Genomic DNA, 17,318 nt, shown 5'->3' on the forward strand with positions numbered 1-17,318 from the left:
TTCTTTAATTTTCAATTACTTATATTAATTGTATCACATTTATTTGCAAAAATAACCACAAACAAAAAAACCTGCTTCATCGAAATAAAGCAGGTTTGACTGAAATGGATTAGAAACGCCAATTATAGAATATATCAATCGCCCTTTCTAAAGACTGGCTTGCTTCCAAATATAATCGTCGATTCATTTGATAACGCAATGTAAGTTTGTTCACAGGCGTGAATACACCAATGCCATAACGAATGAATAGATCAGGTGTGATATATCCCGTTAAACTCACTTGTGTATCATCACCTGTTCCTTGAGCATCAAGCGCTAAACCACTCAATCCGAAAGTACGTCCAATTTGATTGGTTAACGCTCGTGTTCCACCAAGCCCCATACTAATCCCCGCAGCTGCAATGGTGTTATTTACATCCGACTTAAAGCCTTCGGTATTACTCAAGCCTGTATTACCCTCATTGATTCGACCAGTTAACAATGCATTTAGTGCTTCTTGTTCAGATAAACCTGCATCGTTATAAACCTGTACATTCGGAACGGTTGCTGTACCAGTCACACGTACGCCAACCATGCTGCCTTGGACAGGTTTATTTGCATCAATATCAAGAGTTGGATTTGCTAATGGCCCATTAAAACGTGCAATTGCTCGATTAAGATCTAAACTTTGACCATAAGCTTCAATTTTAACTTTTTGACTTACACCAATTGCACCATTGGCACGCATTGCAGTTTCTAAACCACGTTGAGATAAATGTAGACGACCGACTAAAGGAATATTACTTTCAAAGCCTTGGAAGATGACTTGATTTCCTAAAGTTACTGTCATATCTGCACGGATTTCCCAAGGTTTAGCTGCTTTCAAAGTTGCTAATAAATCTTGACCTTGCTGTACGACACGAACATCTGGTGAAACATTAACTACAGTTGCAGAACTTTCTGGCATCGAAATACGAGCACGCGGCACATCAATTGAACCTTTCAAACTTAATTTTTGTTGGAATGGATAAACATCCAAACTTAAATCAGGTTGCACAATCGCAGTGATCATCGGTGCTTGTCGCACCAGTAAATTGTCACCTTTTAATGTTAAGGCTAAATGCGGATCATTTTTCCAATCAAAGTTACCTTTGAGACGCCCTACACCACGACCACTGTTAAATGCACCATCAATACTTGCTGAGTCTTGGCGAATCGATGAATAAAGCTGAATATTGCTAAGATTCACAGGTAACGAAATCATACTGATCGCACCATTTTTTAAGCGCATTTCACCCGTAATCTGAGGCTGAGTTAGTGTTCCATTGACCTTACCAGCGAGCGCCAACGTACCTGACATTGAACGTACATCTTTGATGAACGGTTTGAATACTTTTAGTTGAACATCATCAAATGCAACTTCACCTCGCATCGGCATGTTATTTTGATATGGATTGATAATCACATTGGCATAACCTGTACCAATATCAGGTGTTTTCATATCAACACGGAACAACAAACCATCATTCACACTTTTCGCAATCAGACTTAACTCGTCATATGTTACTGTCGTTGCAATATCTTGTGGATCAGCCGCAGCTAAACCAATCTCACCTTTACGTGTGACCAGACTAGCATCAAGTTTTGGTCGACTACCATTTACCCATGAGCCACGTGCATAACCATTTAACTGGCCAGTAACGGCTAAGCCTTCAGGCATAAATGCTGCAAAGTCATTGAGTTCAAGATTTTTCGTGACAACAGAGAAATGGCCTTTGGCTTTACTTAATCGTGCTGCCTGATCTAAACACAACTGACTATTTGAACTCTGCCAACAATGCTGACCGATATACAGTTCAGACAATGAGGTTGTATAAATGATTGGCACGTTTTGACTTTGCACTAAGTTGACACGACGTGAGCTAAAGTTGCCTTTTTGCAATTGCCCTAACCAATCATTATTTGCATTGAAGCCACCAGCAAGTTGAACATAGAAATTTGACTGGCGATTTTTACTTTCAACTTTTAATAGATGTGCTTTTCGAGTTCCTGCGAGGCTGACAACTGCATTTTCAATTTCTTTATTTCCACTACGTAAATTATCAATTTTTGCAGTCAATAAAGTAGGCGTTGTTTCAGATGTCGGTAATTCACCTTGGATGCGCAAAGACTTAGTGCTCACCAAATCATTGAATGCAAAATCATCAACTGCAATATTTGCTGTAGCTTTCAAACGCGGTTGCGATTGGATATTTAAACTACCGTATGCACGACCTTGCAAACCTGGATATAGCTCATATAGTGCAGGTGCATTTAATTTGATTTTTAAGCTTTGAGCATTGCCTGTTGCTTGCAATTGATTTTGAGCATACGCAAGGAACAAATCATTTGCTTCAAACTGTTGCGGCAAAAAGCCTTTTTGGTTTGAATCAAGTAATAAAGTAAGATTTCCACGACCGCGTACAGGCTTATTATTAATAAAACCAGCTGCATTTAACTGACGAATATCAATACGTTTCAATTGATCTGACCAAACGCCTTGTGATTTTACATGACCCGAAATTTCACCTTTGACACTAGAAACAAAGTACTGTGGTTTAAATCGTACTAATGAAGCATCAATATCCCAACCTAATTTATCTTTTAGATTTACTGAACCTGTAGCAAACAATTTCCCTGCTACACCGTCATGTTTGAGTTCATTCACTTTAATAAATTCTGGTGTACCAGCAATATCAATTTTTAATAAACCATTCCCCTGATTTAAAGCATTCAATGAACCGTCATAGTTCACAGCAAAGCTTTTAAAGCCACCACCTGCTTTTTGATCGTGGAAAATGAGTGCGGCTGTACTTTTACCTTTTAAAGCAATCGTTTCATTACTACCCGCTTGAGCAAGCTGACCTTTTAAATCAATCTGCTCTAGCTTAATAATTTGTTGATTTGGCTTGGCAAATCCTGTCGCTTTAATTTCACCGTTTAGCAAATTAACGGGTGCTGAAGCCGAAACTGTTTGTGGATTAAAATCTTCTGCTTTGAGTTGAGCTTGCCATGAAAGTTGTTGCTTTTCAGATGGGAGTTTTACTTTTGCTTGACCAACTAAGCTACCTTTGGCAGCTTGATAACTAAAGTTTTCAACATCTAACAGACTGCCTTTTACATCAAGACGTGCATTGTACTTACCTGTTGGTAATAGTGTTTGCTCATGCGGGCGTACAGTTGTCGATAGATAAATATCTTGTTGACCCTCTTTCAAGACAATATTGGTTTGACCTTCATCACTGCTTAACCAACCAATATAGGGAACAGCACGGTCGATATTTTTCCAAGAAACATCTAATAGCATCGGTTGAGGCTTTTTGTCCTTCGCTTCAGCTTGGTTAAGCTTTACATTCCATGTTTCATATTTATCAAAAGCCAATTCAGCAACTAATGCCAAACCTTTTTCCATTGTTCCCGATGAACTAATATTCGCATCTAAATTTGGTGGTAAAAAGTCTTGAGCAACTTGGGGTATGGTTTCATTTTTTGGATTCAAATGACTTAAACGGCCTTTAATATCCCAAGAAACATGCTCATGCCAATTCACCAAACCATTTAAAGCAACAGATCCATCCATGAGTTGCCCATTAAAATCTCGTATATTCAGTTGATTTTTTAGGTCTGTATCCATAAGCGCATTGTATTTGCCTTCTGGAATTTGTTCGCCCTTTAGATCAGTATCTAAATTAATGACTAATTTCTGAATATCACCACGAAAACGTGCAACACCATCTTTAGCAAATAGCTTTTGCTCTTTCAGTAATGGCACATGGTAGTTTTTAAATAATAGTTCGCCATTCATGGGAACATGATCACGTACAGGATGAACCACGACCCAACCTGTCAACATATCAGGTGTTTGTGTTGCAATGCCTGCCTTTAAGGTATCCAATGTACCCGTCGCAACAAGCTTAATGGTTTTAATATCTAGACTATTGAGTGCAGGAATGATCACATCAGCTTTGGCATTCAGTGGATATTTACCACTAAAGTCCATTTCACCTGTGGCATTTTGTAGGGCTAAGTAGCCCATATCCATACGTGAATCTTCAAAATTCAGCTTTGTACCTGACCATAATGCATCTTTTAAATAAATATCATTAAAATCAACAGTTGATGTTGTTGTTTTGATTTCTAAACGATCTAAGGTCGCTTCATCTACGCGCAAAACAAAAGGTAATTTAATTGTATCAAAAGCAAACGGCTTACCTGATGGTGGATTTTTATTAATAATGACCAGATTATTGATATCGGCATGACTCAAGTGTATTTCTTTATTTAAAATTGCACGCCAACCAAGTGATACATCCGCACGATCAATGGACACGTTTATCGCTTTCAGTTGTACAAGTACGTTTTTTAGAATAATGCCTGAAAGTAAATTCCCACCTTCGTATTCATACTTAATAATTTGCTGAGTCTGAAGTACACGATCTAGTAGAAAGCGGCTACCTTTATCTGTAGACATCATTACTAGCACTGAACTTACCAATAGTAAAAGCGTGATAAATATAATCAGCACAATACTACGGAAAATATGCCGTTCTGATTTAGGTCCAGTTGGAGGTGTTAATTGCTGTTCTACTTCCGTCATAATCAACCTGAAAATTATTTGACCTTTTAAAGGATTTTTAAACTGTATTAAAGCTGTGGGCCAATAAAGAAATGCAATCGAATAGGATTGTTATCATTTGAAATACCTGATGCAACATCTAATCGAATTGGGCCAATTGGCGATCTCCAACGAATACCAACACCAATACTATATTCTGTCGGATTGTTAAAATCTTTATCGTAAGCATTACCAAAATCAGAAAAAATTGCTGCTCGCCAGCCATCTTTAAACTGATAGTTATATTCTAGGGAACCAACCCCTAACGCCTGACCACCAATCTTATAACCATCTTCTTCAGGCGATAAACTCTTGTAGTCAAATCCACGTAATGACTGATCCCCACCTGTGAAGAAACGCAAGTTATAAGGTACTTTATTAAAGTCATCAGTGAAAATATAACTTGCATCACCACGACCAACAAACTGATGGTCATCGTTTTCACCTAGTGAATAAATAAATCTCCAACCAGCAGTTAAGATCGCCATGTTTGCATCAGAAAGTAATGATTCAGTTCCCAGTTCAACTTTGTAGGTCTGTTTAAAGCCTTTGGTTGGATTTAAACGTGAATTGGCATTGGTTTTAGATAGTTCATAACCAAACAATAGAGATTCTTGTTCTGAATCCATTCCTGATACTTTAAATGCATCAGGTAACTCATTTACATCAACATCACCTTTTTTAGTGAGTCGATCTAGACGATAACGAACACCCATCGTATGTTGCCAATCACCGAGCGGGTTTTTAATTACACGCTCACCACCCAATACCGCTGATTCAACAAGCAGATTTACATCTGGACCAATATCGTCACGCTCTTCACGCTCATAACCACCGACAAGGTTAAAGTAATCATTCAATGGATGTTTATAAGGAATGCTATAACGACCATCGATTGATTGACGAATTTGTGAAACCTCGATGTTGGCATCAAATGAATGTCCATACTTATTTACAATCGCACGTCGATATTGGCTACGAATACGTGCTCCCGTATCCGTACCATAACCAAGACCAGTTTCTAAACTATTTAAACGATCAGCATTTAATGTCACAACAACAGGGATTTTTTTCTCGATTCGCGTCTGCTCTTCGAGTTTTTGTCTTTCTTCCTCTTCATCATCGTGTTCATGAGAAAGCGGCATTGCACGTGCAAGTGAGTATTGTTGTGACTCACCACCAGAGAACTGTGATTCATCCACGACATCTTGAGTCACTTCTTCAGCAGAAACGACTTTTTGCCGAGCCAAATCAGCTTTCTGTTGGCTACTCATCAGTTGTGATTGTTGAATATTTTGTTGATCAACCAATGCCTGTAAATCAGGTGCTAACTCTAGAGGAGGTTGAATCGGGTCTGGCTTGATCGTATCGACCAAGGTGTAGTTAAAATAACGGGTATTAGTGAGGTTGTTTGCTAATGCGTTAACACGCCAGAAAGCATAGTCATCATCTTCTTTCCAAGGAGCTAAGCTATCTAAAACTTTTTGTGTTAGTGGCAAAGGCTTACTCGGATCGCTCATCCGATACTCAACTTTTTTAAGCTTATAACGGTCGCCTGTCTCATATTTCAGGTTAATTTCCGCTGTCTTATCTGGTTGAGTAATTTTTACATCGTGTAATCGCCAATAAGCATCAAAGAAACCATTGTCGGTTGCAGCGCTGACGATTTTAGTTTTAGTCTCTTCATATTTACCGTGATTGAAGATATCACCTTCATCTTGCTCAGGAATCAATCGGAGAATTTGCAGTTGTGGTAAATTCTCACCTGCTCCAGAAAACTCAATATTTTGCTCTTTGATTTTAACTGGTTCATTTGGCGTAACGTTGACTTTAACCTTGCTATCACTGACTTTTTCAAATTTAAATTCAGCATTGTAATAACCTACCGCTTGCGCCGCTTGATTTGTAAGTGATCTTAACTGTGGTAATGCAACGTTGAAATCTTCAAACGACTCTTGGGTAAAAGTAGAAAGTTTAGCTTTAATATTTGTTGCCAACACATCGGGAGCACCTGAAACATCTGCTGAAATACGAGGTATTTTCTCAGCATTGAGTAGATTATCGGGATGTAAACGATTCCAAATTCTTTTAAAGAAGCCAACTTTTTCATCTTTCTTGTCATCATCGACTTGCAGTTCAGGTAGTGTTCGCCCTGATTCATTTGCTTCAACAACAATCTTGCTGTCTGTTTGGATTTCCTGCATCAATTGATCAATATTCACAGGTGCTTTGGTAATCTCTGTCAATTCCGCCTGCGAAGCATCATTCACCAATACATCGGACGTTTTAGTTGGATTATCACGATAATTTTTCGCATCATTTTTTGCTTCTTCAGCAACACGGAAAATTTCGTCTGCCATATTTTGATCAACTGTGACCGTTGGTAAATCTTCTAAGTTGTCGTCTAACTGAATTGGTTTCAATTCGTTAATTTGATTTACGGATTGTTCTTGCTGTTTTAACGCGTCCAAACTGTCTTGCACATTGATATTCGAACTTGGTAAAGCATTGACCAATTGGGTATTAAACGTCGTTGTTTCTTGTACAGTGTCTGAATCAACTGTTGTTGTAGGTTGTTCAATTGTTTCATTTTTCGACAGATCAGAAACCTGCTCTTGAGCACAAGCAACTGATATACAAGAACTAATTAAAAAACTACTACAAATAAGTTTAGGAAAGCCCTGCATTTTAAATATTAAATGCATAGAATGAACCAGTGTTGACTGTTTAAACTTAGCTTTAGATGGCATGTGAAACTCTAAACTTATTTTTAATTTATCTTTTTTTGATGGGTGAAAAGTTCTTCAAATCGTTGATTTTCATCCAATCAAACATTGAAAGTATCATACATGCATTTTGTAGTATTTTTACAGTAAGTCACATTTTTTTATAAAACACAATGAAGTGAACACACGATGAAACAAGATGACCACTTAATGACATCACGTCGGTTTGTTCCGATGTTTTTCACACAATTTTTTGGGGCACTGAATGACAACGTTTATAAACAAGCTTTACTCTTAGTCATTACCTATGGTTGGATTCAGCAACAAAGCGCACCCATTAGTACTTTAAATAATCTTGCTGCACTTCTTTTTATTCTACCTTACTTTTTCTTTTCAGCGACAGCAGGTCAAATCGCTGATAAATATGAAAGATCTCAGCTTATTCGATTTATTAAAATATTAGAAATTGTCATCATGCTCATCGGAACAGCAGGCTTTTTACTTGGTAATTTGTGGCTGTTATTGTTTGCTTTATTTCTTATGGGTACACATTCAACCTGCTTTGGTCCAATTAAGTACGCCATCTTGCCTGAAATTTTAAAACCTCAGGAATTAATGTCTGGTAATGCATTATTTCAGTCGGGTACTTCTATTGCAATTTTACTCGGTATGATTTTAGGTGGCGCTGTCATCGCCTCGTCTGAAGGAAACTTATTGTGGATTAGTGTCACAGTTGTCACAATTGCCTGCTTAGGCTATTTATGTAGCCGATTTATTTTACCTCAAAAAGTTGCTGAACCAGACTTAAAAATTGATTGGAACTTTGTCCGTACTAGCTTTCAGACATTAAAGTACGTTAAAGGTATTCCTGTTGTTTTCATTATTTTGCTGGGTAATTCTTGGTATTGGTTTTATGGCGCTACGTACCTCACCCAAATTCCTCAACTCACTCAGCAAAACTTACATGCTTCTGAAAATGTCGTGAGCTTATTACTGACCTTTTTCTCTGTAGGAATTGGTGTTGGCTCACTACTATGCAGAAAGATTGGCGGTAGTGATATCAATATCAAGATGGTGCCTTACGGTGCTGTTGGTCTGACTGTATTTGCACTTTATTTAGCTACAAGCCTTGCTTTTGTTCCTGAACGCACGGGTGATCTTCTCAATCTTGGCGACATTTTTACTCAAGGTTTAGTCTATTATCACGTAATGTTAGCAGTCACTCTACTGGGTATTAGTGGTGGTTTCTATATCGTGCCACTGTACGCCATGATGCAGGCTTATTCTCCGCGCTCTCATCGTGCGCGTGTTGTGGCCGCAAATAATATTTTAAATGCTGTATTTATGGTTTCATCTGCAATTTTCTCAATTTTAGTCTTAAGCATTTTAAAAATTGATATTAAAATCTTATTTATTATTACGGCTGTTTTAAGTGCATTTTTTTCCATTTGGTTGTTGAAACGACTAAAACCACTTATTGCAAATGTTCCAAACACTTTAGAGGATTAACTTATGCGTCAGTATACAGGTCTAGATAAGCTGATTAACTCATTTGACCAAGCATTACGCAGCTTAGTTCCTGGTGCAACGAGTGCTCAACGCGGTAATCCAGCAGATCATGAACCATCACAACTGTGCGTTAGTGATGCTCGTCATGTTGCAGGTTTAATGCGTGTTAATCATAGTGGCGAAGTCTGTGCTCAAGCGCTTTATCACGGACAAGCATTGACAGCAAAACTCCCTCATGTTCGTGAAGAAATGCAACAAGCTGCCATCGAAGAACAAGACCATCTTGCTTGGTGTGAAGATCGTTTAAAAGAGTTAGACAGTCACACCAGCCTACTTAACCCGATTTGGTATGGATTGTCTTATGGCATGGGTGCAATTGCAGGAATTGCTGGCGATAAATATAGCTTAGGTTTTGTTGCAGAAACAGAGCGTCAAGTCAGCCAACATTTACAAGATCATATTCAACAATTACCCGAACATGATGAGCGTTCACGTAAAATCTTAGTACAAATGAATGAAGATGAGCTTCATCATCGAGATACAGCACTCAATGCGGGTGGTGTTGATTTACCTGTACCTGTTCGTATTAGCATGACAGCCATTTCTAAACTCATGACTAAAACCAGTTACTATTTATAAAAGATAAAGGGCGTTTCAACACAACGCCCTTTTTTATGATCAATCACAGATCATTTAGCAAGAATCTTGCCATGCATGTTTGCTTTTTGATTATGCCAATAACTTTGTGAATATCTATTTTGATCAGTAAAAATCACATAGGTTATTTTATCTTTTTTGAACTGTAACTGATCTTTGCCCTTTTTAACAAAGAACACTCGTTTGCTATTCACCCATACACGTTTTGCATCATCAATTTTGATGGTTGCTAGTTTTGAACCATCAGCTTTTTGAGCAACCCAATCTTTTTGATGAATGCTTTGATTTGATATCATTTGTTGAGGTTGTGGTGTGACGAAACCCGACGTTGCATTCTGTTCTTTGCTTTTATAAATATCACAACCTTGCATTTCACTCACTTGTGTACAACCTGATTGGATTAGTAACTCTCTATATTTGGCATCAATCGCATACGCCGAGTTCATTGCGCTACACGCAAGTAAGCCCAATATCAGATATTTAATTTTCATGCCGTTCCTTTCAAATAATTCATGTGAATATTCAAACACTGCTTAAGCTTTTAGTATGTGTTTCAATTGTTCTATTTATAAAAAAAACTATGGCAGCACCATAGGTTTTAGGATTGGATTAATTCAATCCATGTTCTGCTTTAAATCGTTCAAGGTTCCTTACAGCATCTTGATAACGATATTGAACTCTGCTGCTATTTGAGCGTAAATCGTATAAACGCTTTTTATAGTCATCTCTAAGCTTTGATGATAAATCTTTACGTTCTAATTCTCTCAAATAATAACTGACATCATTTTGTGAGCGATCAAATTCAGAATTTGCTTGGTAGTATTCATTAGCAACTTGATAATATGATCGTAACGCATCACGTTTTTCAACTGGGCAAACTTGATAATTCCCGCGTCCTTCTATCGCTTCATAGAAGATTGATTCAGGACGACAATAATAACTTAAACCTTGCTTATAACCTTTTTCATAAAGCGCTTGATTCGGAACAATATTCGCTTTCTGACACGATGAATAGTATTTATCTAATCTTGACTCTCGTCCTGCAGAACCGTCTTTTTCACCAACACTTGTCCAGTTTGCCGTTTTGCATTGATCAACACTCATGGCTGCACAACCAGACAGTAAAAGACTTAAAAATGAAATTTGAAAAATAATTTTCATAAAATTATTCCTATTATTATGGTGTTACAAACAATAAAAATTACATTGTAATGACAGGATATTGCAGCTCTGCATTATATTTCAGCGCATCATCTTGCCATAATTCAACTAAAGGAATTTTCACATCTACTGCTAATGGTAGCTTCTTTGGATTAAATTGCATATGGTTCAAATCTTTGCCCCATGCAATAACATCGATGTCTAAGCTAATATGATGCGATGGCCGAATACGCCCAGATTCTAATTCTAATTTTTTTAATGCCTCAATCATGTCCTCAACAGACAAGGTACTTGTTAATAAACAAGCGGAGTTCCAATAATCAGCACCGACACCATCACGACATGGAATCTGATAAATAGAAGAAAATTTCACATCACCCAATTGCTTAATTTGAGCATAAGCAAAGCTGAAATGATGTTGTTGTTGGACATTACTCGCCAGTGCGAGCGCAAAAATCGTTTCTGTTGCGTTCAAGGCGAATTCCTACTGCAGTTGCTTGAGCAATAATTGCAGGTTTACGAATAGTGATAATAATAGATTCAATCGAAGAAAAAGTCGTAAATAAACTTTCAAGAACCAATTGCGCAGCATGCTCAATTAACTTAGGTTGTGCTTGTTGGATCACTTGTGCAGCTAACTCACAAATTTGAGCATAATTCAGCGTATCTTCCAACTCATCAGACTGAGCAGCCTGACTCAAGTCATTATGAATCGTTAAATCCAACATCAAAGGCTGAATGATTTGGCGTTCCCAATTAAAACAACCAACAACCGTATCAACTTTTAGCCCTTCTATAATAATGGCGTCCATTAACTCAACATCACATAAAATTTCCCCCTTGAAACAAGGGGGATTTAAAAGAATTTTTAGTGCTTCAAGAATGAAGCAGGTTCGATATTGTGAACCATTTTCAAACGTTGGTCAGCATAAATATCGGTATAGGGTGCGAGAACACGCATGAAACGATCAAAATATAACATTTGCTTGAATAATAGCGCAAAGTCGCGCGGGAATTTAATGCCGTGACGTTCACCAACCCCTATCATATCCATCATAATGTCATTGAGATCAGCTGGATTTGAAGTCAAAATCTCTTGAGGATCGGCTAAAAGTACACCACTAAATAAACGCTCGAGATCGTCAGCTAAAACTTGGGTATCAATTTTCTGATGCGTCATCCCCATTTTGAGCATATTTTCAGCCATAGCAGTGTAATTGGTATGCTGCAAAGCATCCATAAATGCCATACATGCCGTCCAAACTTCTGGTTTTAATTGACCAACAATACCGAAATCAATAAAACCGATACGACCATCTTCAAGCAGCATTAGATTCCCTGCATGTAAATCTGCATGGAAACTTTTACATAACATCAAACTACCAAACCATGTATTCATAGCTGTAATCAATACTTGTGTTGGGTCTTTTGCATATTTCTTTACAACGTCAAAATCAGTTAAAGACACACCATACAATCGTTGCATCGTTAAAACACGGCGTGTAGAGAATTGATGATAAACCTTTGGTGCAGTTGCAGCTTGATTACCAGAAACATTTAGGTACTGTACAAAATCATCAAGATTTTGTGCTTCTTCGATAAAATCTACTTCGCGTACCATACGTGTTTTGATTTCATCAACGATTTCAGACAAGGAGGCAAATTTGATTTTAGGAACTGCCTTTTCAAGGAGTTTTGTTGCCCAATGAACTACATTTAAATCTGTGTATAGAATCGTTTCCACACCAGGTTTTTGTACTTTTAATACAACATCTTCACCTGTAACTAATCGAGCCGCATGTACTTGTGCGATTGATGCCGATGCTAAAGGCTTTTCATCAATAAAGCTAAAGATTTCATTTAGATTCTTACCTTCAAATTCTTCAGCTAAAACTTGTTGAATATAACTAAAAGGCAAAGTTGGTGTTTGATCTAAACAGCCTTGGAACTCTTCAACATATTCACGAGGGAATAAAGATGGTGTACTTGCGATGAATTGACCAAGTTTAATATAAGTAGAACCCAATGATTCAAAAGTCTCACGCATAAGTTTTGCGTTACTTGGTTTTTCAGTTGCGTATTTTACACCTGCCTGTGCTGCAACCATCACTGTTTCACCAATACGTGCAACAGAACGCAATCCATCGAATAAAATATTTCTTTTCATAATCTTTCATTGCCTCATAGATGGTTTTAGTTTATCAAATTTCACGGCGTTTACCGATTAAGTTGCCTGACAAACTGGACAATTTGCATCTTTTTCAAATTGCAGAATACGCTGTGAAAGATTTAAACCATTCCAAAGCAAGAGTTTCTGTTTAAGTGGCATTAATCCACGGCCTAAGAACAACAAAGTGTGATGTGCTTGTAATGACGCTATAATGACAGGCGTAGTGGCTAGTACACCTGATTCTGCGCAGCGCAACCCTTCATTTGCATGATTTTCTTTAGGAAATAAACACTCATAGCATGCGGTCTCAGCATCAACCATAAATAACTGCCCTTCGAAACCAATCGCTGAAGCACTAATTAATGGGATTTGATATTTTCGACAAATCGAATTGACCAAGTAACGCGTACTAAAATTATCGCAACCATCTAAAACTACATCTTGATGCTGTACTAAATCATCAGCATTCGTTGGGTCAAAACGTATATTTTGATAGTTCACTTGTATATGGGGATTAATTGTTTGTAGATGCTTGGCCAAAATCTCTGCTTTGTAACGACCTAGATCATTCAATGTAAATGCAATCTGTCGCTGAAGATTACTCATCTCGATGGTATCAGCATCAACAATCGTAATTTTACCCACACCTGCTCGTGCCAACAGCTCAGCACTTGTACAACCTATGCCACCTGCACCGATAATCAAAACATTGGCGAGTTTGAGTTTTTCTTGTGCTTCAATGTCCCAACCATCTAATAAAATCTGACGACTATAAAGATGCATTTCATCATTACTTAGCTCAAATTCGTTTTCTAAATGGTTTGACACAACAATTCTCTAGCCTGTTCCGAACAGATTAGATTCTAAGTGTCGGCGCATTTTTATGAAAGTTAAATTGCATAAAATACGAATAAATAGCAAATTCATATTTTTTATTGAAGTGAGTTCCCCTCCATTTCTACAAGTCATTTCAGGGAAATATAATGGAGAGCACTTACAGCTAGAAATAATGATTGATTATGATCCTTTACTTTTTTGATCATGCATCACTTCATAGGATTGAGCTCTTAATAAATCCTCTTTCGTCCCAAATGAACTATTACGTAATTCAGCAATGGATTGTTGTTTACTGGCATCATTTGCATCACTTTTTAAAATTTGATCCCGCGCAGATAAATACTGATTAACTTGCGTTTGCCACACTGCTTCTTCTTGATCAACTTTTTCCAAACGATCAGCTGCTTCAGGCCCAAGTAAACTTTCCCTCATACTTCTTAAATCTTGAGCTGATCCGCCTTTTGCTTGGATTTCTTTCGTAAGTTGCTGCAATTCAGCAAATTGCATTGAAACTCGTACGCCATCGGCCAGCGCTGGAGGTAATTCATCAATCAACTTCGCAAGCTCTGTAGCCTTTTCTTGTGTCGTTAGATTTTTATTGGCATGGATACGCATTTGCTCAAGATTAAATTGATTTAGATTTCTTTCATTACCAAACAAAGCATTAATTTCAGCAGTATTAAAAAACTGTTGTTGTACTTTTGCCATTTGATCTACGACTTTTTGCAAAGCATCAACATTATTAGATTTAAAGCCTGCATTTAGTTTTAAGTTTTGTAGTGCATGCATATAAGCAACATATTGATCAAGTAAATAAATTGCATAGTTTGAAGCGGACTCTGGCAATGTTGCGAGTAAGTATTGACGTATATCTGCGACAAGCTCTGTTTCCGTTTTTTCACCTAAGCTAGAAAAGAAATAATCAAAACAACTACGAATACCAACCGTTAAAATGAGTTTCCCATTTGCATCAACCTGAATTGGACAGTCAATCTCTGTACCTTGTAATGATGCTGCTAGGGTTGGCAGTTTTCCTTGTTTATTATTTACAGTTGCACTTTCTAAAACTGTGTTTTCTGGCTGTATTGTCTGCGTATTTATATTTTGGTTTTGAGTTTGAGCTTCTGGTTTAAATACATAGTAAATCAGCAGTAGTAAGAGCAATACACTCGTAATAACACCAAATATAATTGTCTTATGATTTATAAATTTACCGCTCATAATCCCTTGCTCTATTTATAATTAATTGTGTGAACCGTTATATGGTAAAGGGAGTAGAACATACTCCCTTATATTTGAGTAGTTATAGACCTTGATTCTTCAAGCGGTTTGCTTGAGTTCGATAAGGAGTGACTGGATTTTGTAGGAAACCAACCAAGCCTAACACCTGATTCACTTCATCCAAATGGTTAAAATTATAATTATCACGAATGACTGTGCCTAAATGATTTGAACAACGCGGCACCAAGCCATCATTCTCACCACGTATGAGTAATGATGTTGCGACTAAAGCATAGTCTAGAGGATCTAATACATTGGTTAACACCCCTGTACCGCCCCAAGAATAATAGCGAACACCATTGACAAGTTCAGTACCCGAACCACAAGCGGTCGTTGGAACACCTGCTGGGAAACGACTATTGAAATTCGCTGAGCCAGCAGTTGTAAGTGAATTCAGTCCTGCGATTGCATCTTGATCATAATAATGACCAGACCCAATACCCACTAAAGAAAAGAAAGCATCCACTGCGGCTGCAACAACAGGTGCTGCTATCGGCCCTACTGGTGATTGAGTGATGGAATAAACTACATCAGCAACATCAGAACCTTTAGTTGGTCCACCTACAGCAGTTACTGAGGCAACTTTAGTTGGCATAAGGCTCGCTACATAACGAACTGATTGTGAGCCATGACTATGTCCGATCAAATTGACCTTTTGAGCGCCTGTAATTGCAAGCACTTGTTTTGCTTGTAAAAGTAATTGCTCTCCACGTACTTCTGATGAGTTAAATGATGCTTGTTGAGCGACAAACACATTTGCACCATTACCAACCAAGTCCTCTGTAATGCCATTCCAATACTGTAAAGGCCCAACAGCAGAGAAACCTGCCATACCATGTGCTAATAAGATTGGATACTTTGTTTTGGCATAACTAGAGGTAACATAAGTACTACCGCCGACTGAACATGAGTTCACATTACAATTTTGCCATGATGCCTTTGGTGATAAGAAGTCGAATAAACCTGCATGCACTACAGATCCACTGCTCATCAGCATACCCGCCATCAACGTCATAGCGCTTAAATATTTTTTCTTCACGTTTTGCTCCTAGCATTTTTCGTTTTTATTACAGCTATATAGTCCGTGCGATTTGTATGCGGATTCATTCCAAACATACAAATGAACTGCAAAATTATACTCCCTACAAATATTGCGTGAATTTTAGACTAAAACAAACTGCGCCAAATTCATAACAATAGACGCCAAAATTATGCTCGAATCCGAAAATTCCGATGAATGTACATTTTCAAATTCACATTGCTGGATTATTTTCAAAGTCGCAGGATCAGTTTAAAAATGGAATTTAGTTACTATCATGAGTCTTCCTCGGCATCATAAACATCATTTTATAAGTAGCTCTTATGCACATTTACTAAGTGAGGTCGTGGCTCAATGGGATATTTCAGTTGAAACCCTCTTTTGGGGAACTGGTGTAGAAATTGATAAGCTGAATGATCTAAGTTATAAAATTAGTCTCGCTTCGTTTAAAAAAGTCATTGAGCGTACGATCGAGCTGACACAAGAAGAAGGCATCGGATTTTATGCAGGAACACAGATTAAAATCAGTTCTCATGGCTTACTTGGATTTACTGTCGCAATATCTAAAAATGCCTATGACGCAATTCAAACGATTAATCAGTTCGTTAGCTTACAATGTTCGTTTGTAGAATTTGATTTCAAAATCGAACAACATTTAGCCTACTATACGATTATTTATGATCCATCTCTATTGAACTTCACTGATGTTTCAGATACTCGATCATATGAGTTTAGTTGTATTTTTTTCTTAACTGGCTTCGTTCACTTAGTTAGATTTTTCATTCCTGATTTTAAACCAAGCATTGATTTACAATGTAAATATCCGCCCTATTTTTCTCGTTTTAATAAAATTCTGAATACTACTTTTGAAGAAATACGTTACGAACAACCACATACTCGTTTAATTGCACCTGCCGAATTTTTAGATCGACCTTTGAGTATGTCTGACCCTCTTACCTCTGAAAAATTTAAATTGCTCTGTCAAAAAGAGCTTGATGAGTTAGTTGCGACACAAGATATTCTTTATCGAGTTAAGCGGTTGATTGATGATCCAATAGAAGGATTGCTCAGCATTGATCAAGTGGCTCAAAAGTTGAATTTAACCAAAAGAACATTACAGCGGATGCTGCAAGAGAAAGCGGTCAGCTTTCAAAGTCTACATGACGACGTGCGTAAACAAAAAGCGCGTAAGTTATTATTAAATCCGTTAATCACGAAAGAAGAAGTTGCAAAAAAACTCGGTTATTCATCCACCTCAAGTTTTAATCGTGCCTACAAACGTTGGGAAAATGAGTAAATCATAGC

Annotated in this window: 13 protein-coding genes; 3 read left to right on the top strand and 10 right to left on the bottom strand. The window is 37.6% G+C overall.

Annotation, left to right across the window (positions count from 1 at the left end):
• Positions 1-109: 109 nt before the first annotated feature.
• Together ACF8D3_RS03730 and ACF8D3_RS03735 are read right to left on the bottom strand one after the other, a co-directional pair.
• Positions 110-4,615, bottom strand: a complete 4,506-nt coding sequence (locus ACF8D3_RS03730; RefSeq protein ID WP_392470227.1) for a translocation/assembly module TamB domain-containing protein — start codon at positions 4,613-4,615, stop codon at positions 110-112.
• A gap of 47 nt (positions 4,616-4,662) precedes the next feature.
• The gene (locus ACF8D3_RS03735) at positions 4,663-7,383 is read right to left on the bottom strand and encodes an autotransporter assembly complex family protein (protein WP_392470230.1); all 2,721 of its coding nucleotides are present in this window, start codon (positions 7,381-7,383) and stop codon (positions 4,663-4,665) included.
• 165 nt (positions 7,384-7,548) lie between these two features.
• Between ACF8D3_RS03735 and ACF8D3_RS03740 the strand changes: the two genes are divergently transcribed.
• Both ACF8D3_RS03740 and coq7 read left to right on the top strand, forming a co-directional pair.
• Positions 7,549-8,868, top strand: a complete 1,320-nt coding sequence (locus tag ACF8D3_RS03740) for an MFS transporter (RefSeq protein ID WP_392470232.1) — start codon at positions 7,549-7,551, stop codon at positions 8,866-8,868.
• Between the two features lie 3 nt (positions 8,869-8,871).
• Entirely contained in the window at positions 8,872-9,507 is a 636-nt protein-coding gene (coq7, locus tag ACF8D3_RS03745) for a 2-polyprenyl-3-methyl-6-methoxy-1,4-benzoquinone monooxygenase (RefSeq protein ID WP_392470234.1), read from the top strand.
• A gap of 50 nt (positions 9,508-9,557) precedes the next feature.
• Here the strand turns inward: coq7 and ACF8D3_RS03750 are convergent, their stop codons facing one another.
• The 8 genes from ACF8D3_RS03750 to ACF8D3_RS03785 all read right to left on the bottom strand — a co-directional run bounded on the left by ACF8D3_RS03750 (position 9,558) and on the right by ACF8D3_RS03785 (position 16,013).
• Positions 9,558-10,016, bottom strand: coding sequence for a hypothetical protein (locus ACF8D3_RS03750; RefSeq protein WP_392470235.1), 459 nt, complete (start codon positions 10,014-10,016; stop codon positions 9,558-9,560).
• Between the two features lie 118 nt (positions 10,017-10,134).
• A complete protein-coding gene (locus tag ACF8D3_RS03755) occupies positions 10,135-10,686 on the bottom strand; it encodes a DUF2799 domain-containing protein (protein WP_392470237.1) in 552 nt (183 codons plus the stop codon).
• Between the two features lie 40 nt (positions 10,687-10,726).
• Positions 10,727-11,161: a 2-amino-4-hydroxy-6-hydroxymethyldihydropteridine diphosphokinase gene (locus ACF8D3_RS03760; protein WP_392470238.1), complete on the bottom strand. Its 435-nt coding sequence runs from the start codon at positions 11,159-11,161 to the stop codon at positions 10,727-10,729.
• Complete coding sequence (gene folB, locus ACF8D3_RS03765; protein WP_392470240.1) at positions 11,118-11,498, bottom strand: dihydroneopterin aldolase; 381 nt, start codon at positions 11,496-11,498, stop codon at positions 11,118-11,120. The genes ACF8D3_RS03760 and folB overlap by 44 nt, the downstream gene beginning before the upstream one ends.
• Positions 11,499-11,554: 56 nt before the next feature.
• A complete protein-coding gene (locus ACF8D3_RS03770; RefSeq protein WP_004880058.1) occupies positions 11,555-12,853 on the bottom strand; it encodes an AarF/ABC1/UbiB kinase family protein in 1,299 nt (432 codons plus the stop codon).
• 57 nt (positions 12,854-12,910) lie between these two features.
• Positions 12,911-13,639, bottom strand: a complete 729-nt coding sequence (locus ACF8D3_RS03775; protein WP_392470308.1) for a HesA/MoeB/ThiF family protein — start codon at positions 13,637-13,639, stop codon at positions 12,911-12,913.
• Between the two features lie 234 nt (positions 13,640-13,873).
• On the bottom strand, positions 13,874-14,914 hold the full coding sequence (locus ACF8D3_RS03780) for a lipase secretion chaperone (RefSeq protein ID WP_392470242.1): 1,041 nt from the start codon (positions 14,912-14,914) through the stop codon (positions 13,874-13,876).
• An 82-nt stretch (positions 14,915-14,996) separates the two neighbouring features.
• Positions 14,997-16,013, bottom strand: a complete 1,017-nt coding sequence (locus ACF8D3_RS03785) for a triacylglycerol lipase (protein WP_136458492.1) — start codon at positions 16,011-16,013, stop codon at positions 14,997-14,999.
• A gap of 277 nt (positions 16,014-16,290) precedes the next feature.
• Between ACF8D3_RS03785 and ACF8D3_RS03790 the strand changes: the two genes are divergently transcribed.
• Positions 16,291-17,310, top strand: a complete 1,020-nt coding sequence (locus ACF8D3_RS03790; protein WP_023012521.1) for an AraC family transcriptional regulator — start codon at positions 16,291-16,293, stop codon at positions 17,308-17,310.
• The last annotated feature ends 8 nt before the right edge of the window (positions 17,311-17,318 follow it).

Source organism: Acinetobacter sp. YQ_14 (assembly GCF_043102985.1).
GTDB lineage: Bacteria > Pseudomonadota > Gammaproteobacteria > Pseudomonadales > Moraxellaceae > Acinetobacter > Acinetobacter venetianus.